Genomic DNA, 15,623 nt, shown 5'->3' with positions numbered 1-15,623 from the left:
ATGCCGGGCCGATCGCGGGCCGCCTGGTCACCTGTCGCGGCGCCCCAAGAGGTGAGCACGACCCCGTGGGCTCCACGCCGTCCACAGATTGAAGATGATGATGACGACACCGATGAGGATCCACAACACCACGAATCCGCGGTGCGAACCGTCGGAGCCGAACCGCGTGACGCCGAAGATCAGAATGCCGATGCCGGCAACCGCGCCGACAACGGACCCGACCCTGCTCGGTCGCACTCGGTGCGGCTCGGGCTCGTCGTCACCGGAGAGAGCCGCAGGCCCGCCCGGGTCCACGGGGCGAACGAACCGCCGCAGACCACCCTTGCCCAACGCCGTCACCAGGGCGTTCCCCACGACCGTGATCCCGGTGGCGATCCATAGCACGGAGAACCAGGAGAACGGTTCTCCGACGATCCGCGTGACACCGAAGACGACGATCGCGGTCCCCACCCCCGCGATGAGCCAGGCGAGCGGCCGGTTCGGCGGCATCCGGTAGCAGGTCATGACGATCCACTTACCCAATCACCAGCCGACTGACGACTCGACGGCCCGAGGGGTCCTCTGCCGGTAGGACCGTCGCAAGTCGATCGACTCGGTTTCGGCGAAGTTGGGGTGTCCCAGAGTTCCGGAGACCCGACTTCGCCGATCCTGAGTCGATCTTGGTGGGCCGGGGTCCTCCCGGAGGTGGACGACCCCGGCCGGGCGGACCAGCGCCAGACGGGTCAGTCCGCGATCTTCCGCATGCCCGGACGGCGGCCCCGGGTCGAGACGAACTGGTACGACATCGCGGCGAACGACGGGTCGCGGGTCAGTTCGTGGAACGCCCGCAGCTGGGCGGGCGACAAGCCGGCGGCGACGAGTTCCGGTTCGAGCTGGCGGGAATTGATGTCGTGCAGTGCCAGGCCGCGCGACCCGCCGGTCCAGCTTTCCGAATGCGTCACCGAGTCGACGTCGGTCAAGCCGGCCCGGACCATCTCCGCGTGCACGTCCTGCGCCCACGACAGGTTCGCGCCGTGTCCCTGCAGCACGTGCAGGATGGTCTCCATGACCTGGGTGAAGAGCTTCGCCGCGTCGTCGTCGACGGCGGTCAGCACCCGCAGCGGCGTCGTGCAGTCGAACTCCTCGACGACGAGCCAACCGCCCGGAGCCAGCGCGTCGGTCAGCTTCCGCAGCACCCGCTGGCGTTCCGGCAGATGCAGCAGCAGCAGCCGGGCGTGGATGACGTCGAAGGTGGTACCCGGCGCCGGTTCGGTGCGGATGTCGTGACGCCGTACCTCAAGGTTGGCCGCCGGCACCAGGTGCTGCGGATCGATGTCGGTGGCGACGACCCGGCCGTCGGGACCGGCCGCCCGGGCCATCAGCCGGGCAATGGAGCCGCCTCCCGCGCCCACCTCCCAGCAGGACGCGCCGGGCACCAGCACGGGCCGGGTCAGCCGGCGCGCGCTGATCGGGTCCAGGAACGCCTCGAGGGTACGCATCTGATCCCCGGCCTGGGGCGAGGCGTTGTCGAACGTGTAGCCGATCTCGGTTGGGGTGGACACCGTTACCTCCTCGGTGTGGTGTGCGCGGGATGGTCGGCACCATCCGGCGACCCGGTCGCCGATCCGGCGCCGGACGTCGGCGACCCCGGGTGGGATGCCGCCGCTCCCGCGGTGGACGCCGCCGGCCCGGTGCCGTGCGGGTCCGAATGGCGCGGCCCCGGTGCCGCGCCATGGTGGTCCGTGGTCGCCGGTAGGGAGGCGGCGCCACTGAGCATTGCTTCGATGGGCGCGAGGTCGACCTGGACCTCGGCCGCCGGGTGGTCATAGACCAGCCGGCCGTACTCCAGCACCGCTATCCGGTCCGCGACCCGCAACGCGTGGTGCAGTTGCTGTTCGACAAGCAGCACGGTCAGTCCGGTGCGGGCCAACTCCGCGATCAGCTCCCGGATCCGCTCCGCGAGGTCGGGCGCGAGCCCTTCACAGGGCTCGTCGAGCAGCAGCACGCGGGGTTGAATGAGCAACGCCCGGGCGATCGCGAGCATCTGTTGCTCACCACCGGAGAGCTGGTCGCCCCGGTGCCGTGACCGTTCACCCAGGCGGGGCAGCAACTCCAGCACCCGGGCGGTCGTCCACCGCTCGCCGGTACTCGCGGTGCGCCGGGCGGACGTGGCCGCGAGGGCGAGGTGCTCGGCCACGGTCAGCCGTGGAAACACCCGCCGGCCCTGCGGCACCAGGCCGATGCCGGCCCGAGCCACCCGGTGCGGCGGTGCGCCGGCCAGTTGCGCACCGTCGAGTTCGATCCGGCCCGAGTACGGCCGCAGCAGCCCGGCGACGGCGTGGACGAGGGTGCTCTTGCCGGCTCCGTTGCGCCCGATCACCGCCTGGACCGTCCCGGTGGCCACTGTCAGGCTGACACCGTGCAGGGCGGTACCGCCGTCGTACCCGACGATGAGACGGTCGACCCGCAGCATCACGAGACTCCCGCCGCGAACGCCTGCCGCAATGCCGGGGAGACCCGGATCTCCGCCGGACCACCGGTGGCCAGCACCCGACCGTCGCGTAGCACCGTGACGGTGTCGGCCAGCTCGTAGACGAGGTCCAGCCGATGCTCCACCAGCAGCACCGACATCGTCCGCGGGAGCGCCGCGAGCAGCTCGACGAGTCGAGTCACCTCGGTGCTGGACAGCCCGGCCGCCGGCTCGTCCAGCAGCAACAGCCGCGGCCGGCCGGCGAGGGCCATCGCGATCTCCAACTGACGACGCTGCCCGTGCGACAGGTGCCCCGCCGGCTCCCGCGCATGGTCCGCCAGACCCATCCGGTCGAGCAGCGCGGCGGCCGGCCGCCGGACCCGGCGGTGGAACCCCCACGGCCGCCAGCCACCCCGGAGTACGACCTGCGGCAGGGCCGCCACCACCACGTTGTCCAGTGCGGTAAGCGTCGGCCAGACGGCTGGACGCTGATGGATCCGGCCGATGCCGAGCCGAGCCCGCCGGGCCGGGCCGGTCCGGGTGATGTCCCGCCCACCGAACCGGACGGTACCGCCGTCCGCCCGCTGGGCGCCGCCGATCAGGTCCAGCAGCGTGGTCTTCCCAGCGCCGTTCGGCCCGATCAACGCGTATCGCTGGCCGTCCTCGATCCGCAGGTCGACCCGGTCGACGACGGTCAGGGATCCGTACCGCCGGGAGAGTTTCTCGGCGGCGAGCAGCGCCGTCATGCGCGAACCTCCGGCTGGGCGAGGCGAGGTTCACCGGCGGCGACACGGCCGGAAACCCCGGCGCGCGCTCGTCCCGGACGCCGGGTCCGGGGCCAGCCAACGCCGTTGGGGAACAGGTACGCGGTCGCGACGAACAGCGCGCCGAGCACCAGCGGGGTATAGCCGGGCAGCACCCCCGACAACCAGTCGCGCGCCGCGATGACCAGGGCAGCGCCCACCAGCGCACCGGTCATCGAGGCGGCCCCGCCGATCACCACCCCGAGCAGGAGCAACGCGGAGGCGTCGAATCCGAAGTCGGCCGGGGAAACGTACTGCTGCGCGGTCACCAGCAGCGAGCCGGCCACCCCCGCGACCGCGCCGGCCAGCACGTAGGTGAGGGCGAGGTACGTCGGAACCGGGTGGCCGCTGGCCCGCAACCGACCCTCGTGGTCACGGCCGGCCCGCAGCACGGCGCCGAACGGGGTGCGGAGCAGTAGCAACACGACCCCGAGTACCACCGCGACCACCACGAGGGTGTAGAGATAACGGGCCCGGTCCGTTTCCAGCACCGGCATTCCCCAGACCGGTCGTAGCGGTTCGAAGCCGGCCTTCCCGTCGGTACCGCCGGTCACCGAACGCCAGCGGCTGGCCGCCGTGGCGACCAGTTCCCCGATGGCCAGCGTGATCATCAGCACGATCACCCCGCGGGCGTGCACCACAAGCGGCACGGTGACCGCGCCCAGCAGCGCGCCGGCGACGGCGCCGATCGCCACCTGGGTCACCCCGATCTGCGGCCCGTTCGTCGCGAGCACCGCGCAGGTGTACGCCCCGGCGGCGTACGGCGCGGTCTGCCCGAGGGTCGGCAGACCGGCCACGCCGGTGAGGAGCGCGACGCTGACCCCGACCAGCCCCAGCACCAGGGTCCGGGCGAGCACCGAGATCGTGTAGTCGTCCGTGGTCCACGGCGCCACGATCACTCCGGCCAGGACGAGCCCGGCCGTGGCCCGGCGGAGCACCCGCCCGCTGACGGCACTCACCGGAGCACCGCCCATCGGCGTGGGCGCCAGCCACGGGACCGGACGGCCAGGGTCACGGCCATCGCGGCGAAGAGCAGGAACGGTGCGGCCGACGGCAGCAGCGCCACCCCGAGGGTCTGGATCTCGCCGACGGCCAGCGCGGCGAGCAGCGTGCCGCCCACCGAGCCGACCCCGCCGAGCACCACGACGACCAACGACAGCAGCAGTACGGTGGCCGCGGTGCCCGGCCCCGGGCCGAGGATCGGGGCGCCGAGCACCCCGGCGACCCCGGCCAGCGCGCCGGCGATGGTCAGCACCCCGACCCGGACCCAGGCCGGATTGACGCCCAGGCACGCCACCATCTCGGCGTCGTCGACGGCCGCCCGCACCAGCATGCCGGCCCGGGTCCGGGTGATGGTCAGCCAGAGCAGCACGGCGAGGACGACTGCCACCCCGATGAACACCAGGCGGTACGCCGCGTACCGGTGCCCGGCCAACTCCACCGATCCTTCGAGCGCCGCCGGCAGCCGTACCGGCAGGTCGTCCGGGCCGAACGCGGTGACCAGCAGGGCCCCGCCGGCCAGCGCGACGCCGAAGGTGAGCAGCGCCTGGGTGAGGTGGTTCCCGGCCGTGACGGGGGCGAGCAGGCCCGCCATGAGACCGCCCGCCCCCGCCGCCACGACCGTGCCGACCAGGAGGGCGAGCAGCAGGGTGGCCCAGCCGCCGTCCAGCAGGGCCGCCGCCGTGTAGCCACCGATCGCGTACAACGTGCCGTGCGCCAGGTTGAGGATGTCCGCCACGCCGAAGCAGAACACCAGCCCGGCGGCGACGACGAACATCAGCAACCCGTACGCGATGCCGTCGACCGCCGGGACCAGGTAAGCGTCGAACCGCCCGAGCACCCCGCTCACTGCCCGACGGTCGCCAGGTCACCGACGACGGTGTTGGACAGGGCGCGACCGTCCTGGCGGACCTGCCGCAAATACCACTTCTGCACCGGGGAGTGGGTGGACTTGGAGAACTGCCAGGTGCCGCGCGGGCTGCTGATCTGGCCCAGCTCGGCGATGGCCGTGTTGATCGAGTCGGGGGTCGGCTTGTCCCCCGCCGCGCCGATGGCCCGGTCCAGCACCGCCGCCGCGTCGTAGGAGGCCATGGCGTACGTGGTGGGAGGTCCGTCGTGGTTGGTCTTCCACGCCGCCACGAACTCCCGGTTCTCGGCGTTGTCGAGGTCGGGTGAATAGTTGAGCACCGAGTAGATGTTGCGGGCGGCCTCGCCCTGCGCGTTCAGCACGCCTCCTTCGGTCAGGAAGCCCGCGGCGTACAACGGAATGTCCTTGATCTCGGACTGGGCGTACTGCTTGACGAAGTCGACGGCGGCGGTGCCGGCGTAGAAGGTGTAGACCGCGGCGGCACCCGACGCCTTGACCTGGGCGAAGTAGGGGGTGAAGTTGGTGGTCTGCGGGAACGGGGTGAACCGCGTCTTGCCGTCCGGGTTCGCCAGCTTGCCGCCCACCTTCGCGAACTCGTCGGTGAAGCCGCGCAGTTCGTCCCAGCCACCCTGGTAGTCCGGCCCGATCGCGTAGACCGGTCCCTTGACCGTGTCCTTCACGTACTGCGCGATGGCCGCTCCCGGCTCCTCGGACAGGTAGGACGTGTGCCAGATCCGGGACACGTCCTTGAGCTCGGGCCGGCCGTTGGAGCCGACGAACGGCACCTTGGTCTGGCTGAGCACCGGATAGATGGCGGCCACCGACCCACCACCGACCCCGCCGGTCAGGGCCAGCACCTTGTCCTGCTTGAGCAGCTTGGTGGCCGCCGGTACGGCGGTTGGGGCGCCGTTGCCCTCGTCGGCGATGACCAGCTCCACCGGGTGGCCACCGAGCTTGTTGTCGTGCGTGGACAGGTACAGCTGGAATCCGTCCCGAATCTCCGTGCCCACCGCCTGGTACGTCCCGGACAGTGAGGCGAGAAGGCCGATCTTGATCGTTTCCTGGGCGCCTCCACCGCCGCTGTCCTGTGCGCAGCCGGCGACGGTGAGACCGAGGGCTAGCGACACCGCCGCGAACGCGCGGCGGCGCCGATGGTGCATGGCAGGCATGTCATCTCCAGACGGTGGGGAAGCGGAGTTCGGAGTCGGGTGGGTGGCGTCAGCGGCCGTGGGCGAGGGCGGCCCGGGCCGCCGGGGTGAGCACGTCACCGATCTGGTTCGCCAGCTCGGCCATCTCGTACGAGACCTTGCCGACGTCACAGTTGGGCGAGGCGAGCACGAGCAGGGAGGCCCCGTCGTTGAACGCCATGGAGAACATGAACCCGCCCTCGAGCTGGGTGACGTTGGAGATCACCGCTCCCGCCTCGAAGAAGCTGGCCGCCCCGCGCAGCAGGCTCACCAGACCGCTGCCGGTGGCCGCGAGCTGATCGGCCCGGTCGGGTGGCAGGCTCCGGGTGGCCGCGACCATCAGTCCGTCACTGGAGATGGCGATGGCGTGGCTGACCTCGGTGGCCCGCTCGGCGAAGTTGTCAAGCATCCAACCGAGATCCTGATGGTTCGTCACCTGCTGCTCCCTGTCGCGTCACTGGTTGCGGGGATGGTGGCCGGCCGCCGGCTGGTCACCCCGCGCGCGTAGGCGGCCATCGCGTTGGCGACCTTCGTCGGGTCCCGCCGCTCGGGTTGTGACTGTCGGGGCAGTTCGCCCCCGCCCGGCACGAGGTACCGCTGGGGTTGGCGCTTGGGCAGTCCGGATGCCGTGGTTGCGGCCACCTCCGGCGCGACGGCCTGCGCGGCGACCCGCCACGCGTCGTCGGCCGGACTCGCCCACGGTGACGGGCTCTGTCCCCTGGTCCGGTCGGCGCGGAACCAGTTGTTGACCTGCTGGAAGATCACGAGCTCCTCCGTGGGGTCCTCGCCACGGCCGGAGCGGCCGCCCGCCGTCCGGTAGACCGGCGCGATGCCGGGCGCCCGGGGATCGGACCGCCCACTGCCGGGTCGGGCAGGCGGAGCGCCGGTCGGCACCCCGAACGGATCAGACCTCCCGCTCCCGGATCGACCCGGCGGCATACCGGCCGGCGAGCCGGTCGGCGTCGCGACCGGGCTCCCCACGGGCGGGATGACCGGGGCGCCACCCGGCATCGCGGCCGGGCTTCCGGCGGGTGGGGCGGCTGGAGCACCGACCACGGGCGCCGGAATTGCCCGGCGCAGTGATCCGTCGTTGGTCGCCGTCGGGTCCGGCACTCCGTCCAGTCCGGCGCCGACCATCGGCCGGCCGCCGGCTCCGGACCGCACCGGCTCGGCCATCCGGCTCGGCCGCTCGACCAGTCGTCCCGGCGCGATCACGTACTCCTCGGGCGGCACCGGCCGGATCAGCGTCGCCGGGAGGGCCACCTCGGCGATGGTGCCGAGTCGGGGGCCGGGCCTGAGCTGGACGCCGACGCCGAGTCGAGCGGCGAGCTGGCCGACCACCACCAGGCCCATCGCCCGGACCGCGGCCACGTCGGTGTCCGGTGGGTTGGCGAGCAGTTCGTTGAGCTGTTGGATCCGTCGCGCGGACAGCCCGACGCCCTCGTCGCTGACCTGGATGACGACCCGGTCGCCGAGACTGCGGGCGGTCACCCAGGACTCGGTTTCCGGTGGCGAGTACGCGGTCGCGTTGTCCATCAGTTCGGCGAGCAGGTGGACGACCTCGTCCACCTTGTCGGCGACGACGGCGACATCGCCGTCCACGACCCCGAGCCGGATCCGCTGGTACTGCTCGATCTGCGACAGCGCGGCCTGCAGCACCTTCTGCAGCGGCACGTCCTCGTGGCGCACCCGACCCACGCCGGCGCCGCCGAGGACCAGCAGGCTGGAGTTGATCCGGCCCATCCGGGTGGCGAGGTTGTCCAGCTTGTAGAGCTGCTGGAGCTTCTCCGGATCGGTCTCGTCGCGTTCGACGAGGTCGACCTGGGCCAGGACGGCGTCGACCAGCCGCTGTTCGCGTCGGCTGAGGTGAACGAAGATGTCGGCCGTGTTCGCCCGCATGACGGCCTGCTCGGCCGCGGTTCGCACCGCGGCCCGGTGCACCGCGGTGAAGGCCTGACCCACTTCGCCTATCTCGTCGTCGCTCGACGGTTCCAGCGGTCGAGCGGACCGGCGGGCCAGGGTTTCGGGGTCGACCGAGCCGCTGTCGGAGCGGGTCAGCCGGGCCACCATCGCCGGTAGCTGGTCGAACGCCACCGCGTTCGCGGCGTCCCTGAGGCGGTGCAGCCGGCGGGTGATCTGCCGCGCGACAAGCCACGTCACCAGCACGGTCAGCAACAGGGCCAGCACCACACCGGCGCCTTCCAGCATGGCTCGGCGCCGTTGCGCGTCCCGGTCCGCCCGCACGTCGGCGAGCACCGCCGCGTCCACCCGTTGCTGCACCTCGTGCAGCCGTGCCGACCAGGCTTGCGTCGCGTCGATCCAGGCCACGGTGTCAAGGTCCAGGCGGGCACCCGGACGGGCCCGGGACACCTGGTCCTGCAGTCGCTGCAGGGCGAGCGCCTCCTCACCGCTGCCGGCACGCTCCCACCAGGCCGACCAGCCCGGCCGGGCCAGGTCGAGGAAGGAGAGGCTGGCCTCGGTGAAGCTGGTCCTGGCCGCCGTGATGTCCTGCTGCGTGGCGGCCGTCAACTGTCCGGAGGCCACGGCTCGGAGCACCGCGATCTGTTGCTGGCCGACCGACTCGGAGGTGGCGGCCAGGGCTCCCGCGGCCCGGATGCCGTCGGCGATGTCCGCGTTGACCACGCCCTGGGCCAGACTTTCCCGATAGCCCAGCAGGTCGGCGATGAGGATCCGGTAGTTGAAGGTCATGGCGGAGACTGACGCGTTCGCGGCGGTGCGGACCTGTGCCCGCAGCGGTTGCAGCCCGGCCAGGCCGGAATCGATACGGGCCAGCGCTCCCCGCAGGTTGTCCGGTGGCGACGCGACCTCGTTGCGGGCGGCGCGGAACTCCCGCAGCGCGCTGTCGGTCTCGGCGACGTTGCGGGCGAACGCGTCCTGTTGGGTGGGGGCACCGGTGTTCAACAGGTCGGCGGCGGCGACCCGTTCCCGCTGCAGCCGGTAGGCGAGCCCACCCGCCTCGGTCCCGAGCTGGGCGAGTGTTTCGAGGTTGCCGGCACGGACGGTCTGACGAGCGCTGTCGGCGACCGCCAGGCCGGCGAACCCGATCACCGCAACCAGGGGCGCGGCGACGATGAGGCGCATCCGGGAGGCGATCTTCCAACCCCGTTGCCGGGGTGGAAAAGGCCGGATCGCGTGGGATCTGCTGTTCGACGCCAAGAGTCACCCCACGGGCTATGGCAAATGTCGATCTGCGGTTGCGGTAAGCAATTTCCATTGCGCCGGACGGGACGGGGCCGGAGCCAGACTTGACGGCGGTACAAACTGCTCGTACCAGCATCTGTACCCATGCCCAGGTAGCCGGTCCTGCCAGTGACGTTTGATCGGCTCCTCGCGCGGTTATCCGAGCACGGCGGACCGTCCCTGCGCCGGCGGGCCGGGCGGACCGACTCGTTCGTGGAGCATCCGGTCCACCAACTCCCGCAGTTGGTCGACCGCTTCCGCGACGGCCAACGGATCCGTCCCGGCTCCGGGGCCGGTGCACAACTCGGCCACGGCAGCCAGGCTCGCTGCGGACTGCTCCACCCGAGCGGCCGGCGCTGGTGCGGCCAACCCAGCCGCCGCCGACCGTCCGGCGAGCGGATCGCGGGGGCCCCGCCGCCCGTCGGCGGCCATCTGCTCGGCGGCGACCCGCGGCCACAACGCGGTCAGCCGGCCGCCGGTGGCCAACGCCTCGTCGCACCGGTCCGCGAACTCCCGGCTGCCGTATCGCCGCCCGGACTCCACGGCGGCCACCGTCTCGCGGCTGAAGCGCACCCGCTCGGCGAGAGCCCGCTGCGTCAGGCCCTGCCGGAGGCGCCACCGGCGCAACTCCCATCGGAACTGGCGGCTCGCCGCCGAGTCCCCGGTGGCGCACCGGGATGCGCCCTCCATGCGGTCACCTCCTAGCCGCATCGGCGAGGCGTTTCGGTGGGACGAAACGCGACCAAGAGCCGTCAGGCATTGGCCGGAGCCAATTCTTAACCCAACGGTGGACCGGTGGGAAGATGTTCCGGCCACCTATCACTGATCGTCGGTAAAATATCCGGGATGCGGCGCGGCCACGCAGGCCGGTTCGCCGATACCGTATCGGCCCCGCGGACGAGCACCGGCCGAGCGGGTGACCGGGACACCCACTCGGCCGGCGCGGTTTCGCTCGGCGGCACTCCTCGTCAATGCCGCCCTGGCCAGGAGATATGCGATTGCTAAGCGGCCTCCGGCACGGAGGCCATCATCCGCTGCGCAGGCGTTCCGAGCGGCACGCCGATATCGACGATTGCAGGCAGTGATCGATGCGCTCGAAATGCAAAGTTCGCTTTGTACGAACGAGAGTAGTCGGCTGCCAACCGCAGTCCCGGAATGGCCGCGGTGAGTCGCCGCAGGGCGATCTCGGTCTCCAACCGAGCGAGCGCCGCACCGATGCAGAAATGCGGTCCGTAACCAAAAGACAGGTGCTCGCGGCCGACCGACCGGTGCGGGTCGAACCGGTCCGGGTCGCGGTACACGGCTGAATCCCGGTTCGCCGCCCCGATCAGCAGGAGGCAGCGGGCGCCGGCAGGAATCGTCACATCACCCAGCGTCACCGGCCGCAGGGTCAACCGGAGCCAGCCGTCAATCGCCGGCGCGTAGCGCAGGGTCTCCGCGACGAAGGAGGGGATGCCGGTCGGATCGACGGCCATTCCTCGCCATCGGTCAGGTTCGGTGAGCGCGAAGTCGAGGGCGTGGGCCAATAGCCCGGCGGTGGTCTCGTGGCCCGCCACGAGCAGGTTAAAGGCCATGCTCGCGACCTCCGACTCGGTCAGCACCGCGTCGTCGCCACCCCGGTACGCGAGCGCCCGGCTGACGAAGTCGGTGCCGATCCAGCCCTTCCGGGCTCGCCGGGCGACCAGGTCCTGGCAGTACCGCCAGAAGTCGAGCAGCCCCTGGGCCAGGCGGAGCTGCTCGTCGGCGCTCGGGCATCCCCAGATCAGCGCGATCTGGCCGTCCGACCACTGCTTGATCCGTCCGACGTCCGACTCCGGCACACCGAGAATGTCGAGGACCACGCGCAACGGCAGGTCGGCCGCGAACTCGGCGATCAGGTCGACCCGCTCACCGGGGCGCGCGGCCAGCCGGTCAACGAGTTGGTCAACACGGCGGCGGACGATCCCTCCGTACTGTTCCTCGACCCGCCGGTCGGTGTTGGCGAAGGTGGCCCGCAGCGCCTTCCGGGTGCGGGGGTGAGTCGGCGGGTCGGCGGCCGCGGTGGTGGGCGGCGGATCAATCTGGGAAATCACCGCGAGCGCCTCAGGTGTCGGCTGGTACACCGGCAGCAAGGTGAGGGCATTCGCAAACGTCGAGGGGTCTCCGAGGGCCCGCCGCACGTATTCGTACTTACTGATCAACCATAGACCGAGATCATCAGCGTAGTGGGCGCCGACGGGATCGTCGAGAAGGCGCCGCCAGATGATGCCGGGATCCGTCAGATACGCTCCCGCGTAGGGATTGAGCTGCATGTCCGGGCCCCCTTGCACGCCGAGGGTAAGCAGGCGCCAACCACCTGGGAAACCGGACCGAGCCGGTTACGGAATTGACATCCCCTCACCCTCTGTCCCCTTGTTGTCACATACAGTGCACCCCCCGTCGCGGTTAGTCAATAGATGGCCTTTGCTGCCGACCAAGGATTTTTCAGCGGATCTCGAAACCCGAATCCTCCGCTCCACCAGGGCCAACTTGTCGAACGCAATTTGCCGAAGACGCCTCGCAATGTTCGGACCGACGCCGACCGCGAGACAACCGGCCGACCGTCGCGAGACAGCGGCACCCCACGCCCGCCACGTTCCCAGCCACGCTCGCCGCCTAACCGGCCCACGCCCGCCTCACGGGCCCACGCCTGGCCGTTGCGGGCCACACGCCCGCCGGGAGGCACGGATGCCCGGTCGGTACGCCTCCACCCGTGGGTGGCCGACGGTCGCCCGAATCCTGATCCCGGAATGTCGGTGGGGTCCGTTACGGTCGAGTAGCCATGGCCAGCGGAGTCGACCAGCACATCATCGGACGGGAGCACGCCGTCGCGGTGCTGCGCGCCGAGGTCGACCGGGTGGTGGGCAGCCACGGCGGCCTCGTGCTGGTCGCCGGGGAAGCGGGCATCGGCAAGACGACGCTGGTGACCGGCGCCGCCGAGGAGGCGCGCCGGCGAGGCGCACTGGTGCTCGGCGGCTCCTGCTGGGATTCCGACCGCGCGCCCGGCTACTGGCCATGGGTTCAGGTGATTCGCGGCCTTCGGCGTGGTGTGCCGGCCACGGAGTGGGCAACCTCGTTGGACATGATCGGTCCCGACCTCCTCGTGCTGCTCGGCGAGGGGCGGGACGCTCCGGCGGCCGGGTCGGACGGCCACGGCGTCGGGCCGGCCGGGGACGTGGACGCCACCGGCGACCCGGGAGGAGCCGGCGGCGCGAGAACGACCGGCGGCGAGGGCGCGGACGAGTTCCGCCGGCACGACGCGGTCACCACCGCGCTGGTCTCGGCGTCCCAGCGGCGACCTGTCGTCGTGCTCCTCGACGACCTGCACTGGGCCGACGGGGCGACGCTGCGGCTGCTCGAGTTCGCCGCGCGACACACCTGGTTCGAGCGGCTGCTGTTGATCGGGACCTACCGGGACGTCGAGGTCGACTCGCCCGGCCACCCGGCACAACCGCTGCTGGCTCCGCTGCTGAGCCGGGCCACCCCGCTGACCCTGACCGGTCTCTCCGGGGACGAGGTCGGGATCCTGATCGAGCGGACCGTCGGCCGGCGACCCGGCTCCGACCTTGTCGCCGAGGTGCACCGACGCACCGGTGGGAACCCGTTCTTCGTCGAGCAGACCGCGCGGCTGTGGCAGTCCGACGGCGCGGTGGAACGGGTGCCCCCGGGCGTACGCGAGGCGGTACGGCGCCGGCTGTCCCTGCTGCCGGCGGAAGTGGCCGATGCGCTGACGACCGCCGCGGTGCTCGGTCAGACCTTCTCCCCGCACCTGCTGGCATCCTGCGTCGAGGCCCCGGTGGCCGACGTGAATCGGCTGCTGGACCGGGCGGCAACGGCCCGGCTCGTGGTTCCTCGCGGCGACGGCCGGTTCGGATTCGCCCACGACCTGGTGCGGGAGACGCTGTACGACGCGCTCGACGGTCCGCGCCGGCGCCGTCGGCATGCCGACGTAATCCGGGCGGTCGACCGGCGACCAGGTGTCGCCCACGGGTTGCTCCCCGCTGAACTGGCCGGGCACGCAGACCTGGCGGGTGACGCGCTCGATCCGGGCCGGGCGGTGGACCTGCTGGAGGCCGCGGCCCGGGACGCCGCCAACCGGCTCGCCGTCGAGGAGGCGTCCGGCCACCTACGGCGGGCCATCACGCTTGCCGAGTCACCGGCCCGCGCGGCCCGGCTCGCCCTGGAACTCGCCGAGCAGATGTGCCATCTCCTTGATACCGGCCAGGGACGGCGCAATTTCCGGGAGGCCGCCACGCTGGCCCGGCGCGCGGACGATCCGGTGCTGCTGACCCGGGTCGCCCTCACCGCGCACCGGCACCTGGACGACGGCGCGGAGTTCGTCGGCGGACTGGTACGCGAGGCACACGACCGGCTGATCGGCGCCACCGATCCGGGACTACCGCCCGAGCGTCTGGTGGAGTCCCTGATCGCCCGCACCGAGTCGCTGGCCCGCCGGGACCGGGACGATGACGCGCTCACCTTCAGCCTGTGGGCCCGGCACGACGGCATCTGGGGCCTCGGGATGGCCCGGGAGCGGGAGGTACTGACCCGCGAGATGATCGAGGTCGCGCGGCGCAGCGGCGACCGGGAGACGGAGACCTTCGCCGCGTCGCTGCGCTGGGTCAACCTCGTCGAGCAGGGCGATCCCGGTTATCTCCGGCAGCTCCGCACGTTCGCCGACATGTGCGCCCAGGACGGTGGCCGGCGGTCCCGGCTGATGTCCGCCATCGACCGCGCCATCATCGCCACGTTCCAGGGTGACTTCGCCGAGTCCGCCGTTCTGATCGACGAGGTGGCCCAGCCCGACCACGGCGACCAGTCCGGTTTCGGCTCGGCCCACCACCACCTCCGCTGGGCCGACCTGCTGCTGCGAGGGCGGTACCCGGAGGCGGAGAAACTGCTCGACACGCTGGATCCGACGGACTACCCGTACCTCGATCTCCTCGGTGCGCTCACCGCCGCCGAGCGAGGCGACGTCGAGCGGGCGGTGCGCCAACTCACGGAGATCGAGGCGAGCGGCGTCTCGTACCCCCGCTACATGCAACCCCTCCGGTTGCGGCTGCGCGCCCGGGTGGCGGCCCTGACCGGCGAGCCGGTCCGTTGCTCTGAGGTCCGGGCGGCGTTGGCCCCGCATCGCGGTGACTGGTTGGTCTCCATGTGGGGCTGCGACATCAGCGGCCCCGCGGACTTCTGGCTGGCGTTGCTGGCCGCCGCCGAGAGTCGCTGGGACGAGGCGGTCGGCTGCTTCACGGCAGCACGGGAGTCCGCGTACCGGCTGCGCGCCCGGCCCTGGGCGGTGCTCGCGGGGGCCGGGTTGGCCGACGCGATGGCGGGTCGGGGTGACGTGGACGCCGCCCGGCGGCTGCGAGCCGACGCCGAGCAGGAGGCAGCGGAGTTGGGCATGTGGCAGGTTTCGGCGGGACCGATCGGGCGGGACGCGGACCGGTCCGACGCGGTGTCCGGCGCCCCTACCGCCCGCGACGTTGCCCAGGCGTCGCCCGTCGCCGTCATACCGGACTACGAGTTCCGCCGGGAGGGTGCGGTGTGGCGGTTGTCCTACGGTGGCCGGGTCGTCCACCTGCCGGACGCCAAGGGCCTGCGAGATCTGCATCTGCTGCTCGGCCGACCGGGTGTCGACGTGCCGGCTGTGGAGCTGCTCGACCCGACGGCGGGTCCGGAACTGGTGGCGGCGCGCCGGTTGGGCGCCGATCCCATCCTCGACGACGAGGCCAAGACGCGGTACCGGCGCCGGCTCGACGCGCTCGACGAGGCCATCGACGGGGCCGCGCTGCTCGGTAGGACCGACCGGGTGACCGCTCTCGACAAGGAACGCACCGCCCTGCTCGACGAACTGCGCGCCGCGGCCGGCCTGGCCGGTCGGGACCGCCGGCTCGGCGACGAGGGCGAGCGGGCCCGAAAGACCGTCGCGGCTCGTATCCGCGACGTACTGCGGAAGGTCGACAAACGACATCCGGAGCTGGCCGACCACCTGCGCGCGGCGGTCTCCACAGGCACCTCCTGCCGGTACGCGCCGGCCGAGCCGGTGCCGTGGCGTCGCTGAACGATCCGGCACGACCTGTTCGCTGCCGGCGCTGGCC

Annotated in this window: 12 protein-coding genes; 1 reads left to right on the top strand and 11 read right to left on the bottom strand. The window is 71.9% G+C overall.

Translation table 11 applies throughout. From position 1 onward, the window contains the following. Positions 1-27: 27 nt before the first annotated feature. The 11 genes from ACFQUZ_RS04945 to ACFQUZ_RS04895 form a co-directional block, all read right to left on the bottom strand. Complete coding sequence (locus ACFQUZ_RS04945; protein WP_377438061.1) at positions 28-504, bottom strand: hypothetical protein; 477 nt, start codon at positions 502-504, stop codon at positions 28-30. A 218-nt stretch (positions 505-722) separates the two neighbouring features. Beyond that, on the bottom strand, positions 723-1,541 hold the full coding sequence (locus tag ACFQUZ_RS04940; RefSeq protein WP_377438059.1) for a class I SAM-dependent methyltransferase: 819 nt from the start codon (positions 1,539-1,541) through the stop codon (positions 723-725). A 2-nt stretch (positions 1,542-1,543) separates the two neighbouring features. Further along, positions 1,544-2,452: an ABC transporter ATP-binding protein gene (locus ACFQUZ_RS04935; RefSeq protein ID WP_377438057.1), complete on the bottom strand. Its 909-nt coding sequence runs from the start codon at positions 2,450-2,452 to the stop codon at positions 1,544-1,546. After that, positions 2,452-3,195, bottom strand: a complete 744-nt coding sequence (locus ACFQUZ_RS04930) for an ABC transporter ATP-binding protein (RefSeq protein WP_377438055.1) — start codon at positions 3,193-3,195, stop codon at positions 2,452-2,454. Before ACFQUZ_RS04930 ends, ACFQUZ_RS04935 begins: the two co-directional genes overlap by 1 nt. Further along, positions 3,192-4,211 (bottom strand): branched-chain amino acid ABC transporter permease, encoded by a 1,020-nt coding sequence (locus ACFQUZ_RS04925; protein WP_377438053.1) that lies wholly within the window; start codon positions 4,209-4,211, stop codon positions 3,192-3,194. Before ACFQUZ_RS04925 ends, ACFQUZ_RS04930 begins: the two co-directional genes overlap by 4 nt. Then, positions 4,208-5,101, bottom strand: coding sequence for a branched-chain amino acid ABC transporter permease (locus tag ACFQUZ_RS04920; protein WP_377438050.1), 894 nt, complete (start codon positions 5,099-5,101; stop codon positions 4,208-4,210). The genes ACFQUZ_RS04925 and ACFQUZ_RS04920 overlap by 4 nt, the downstream gene beginning before the upstream one ends. Further along, positions 5,098-6,288 carry an ABC transporter substrate-binding protein gene (locus ACFQUZ_RS04915; RefSeq protein WP_377438048.1) on the bottom strand — a complete coding sequence of 397 codons (1,191 nt, stop codon included), beginning with the start codon at positions 6,286-6,288 and terminating at the stop codon, positions 5,098-5,100. Before ACFQUZ_RS04915 ends, ACFQUZ_RS04920 begins: the two co-directional genes overlap by 4 nt. Positions 6,289-6,337: 49 nt before the next feature. Beyond that, entirely contained in the window at positions 6,338-6,742 is a 405-nt protein-coding gene (locus ACFQUZ_RS04910; RefSeq protein WP_377438045.1) for a roadblock/LC7 domain-containing protein, read from the bottom strand. Further along, positions 6,739-9,408, bottom strand: coding sequence for a nitrate- and nitrite sensing domain-containing protein (locus ACFQUZ_RS04905; RefSeq protein ID WP_377438042.1), 2,670 nt, complete (start codon positions 9,406-9,408; stop codon positions 6,739-6,741). The genes ACFQUZ_RS04910 and ACFQUZ_RS04905 overlap by 4 nt, the downstream gene beginning before the upstream one ends. 255 nt (positions 9,409-9,663) lie before the next feature. Further along, entirely contained in the window at positions 9,664-10,197 is a 534-nt protein-coding gene (locus ACFQUZ_RS04900) for a helix-turn-helix transcriptional regulator (RefSeq protein WP_377438039.1), read from the bottom strand. A 311-nt stretch (positions 10,198-10,508) separates the two neighbouring features. After that, a complete protein-coding gene (locus tag ACFQUZ_RS04895; RefSeq protein WP_377438036.1) occupies positions 10,509-11,798 on the bottom strand; it encodes a cytochrome P450 in 1,290 nt (429 codons plus the stop codon). A gap of 509 nt (positions 11,799-12,307) precedes the next feature. Between ACFQUZ_RS04895 and ACFQUZ_RS04890 the strand changes: the two genes are divergently transcribed. Continuing rightward, positions 12,308-15,586, top strand: a complete 3,279-nt coding sequence (locus ACFQUZ_RS04890; protein WP_377438033.1) for an ATP-binding protein — start codon at positions 12,308-12,310, stop codon at positions 15,584-15,586. Positions 15,587-15,623: the final 37 nt, after the last annotated feature.

The organism is Plantactinospora sp. GCM10030261, from assembly GCF_042666615.1.
Classification (GTDB): Bacteria; Actinomycetota; Actinomycetes; order Mycobacteriales; family Micromonosporaceae; genus KBS50.
This window is presented reverse-complemented; position numbering and strand designations above follow the sequence as displayed.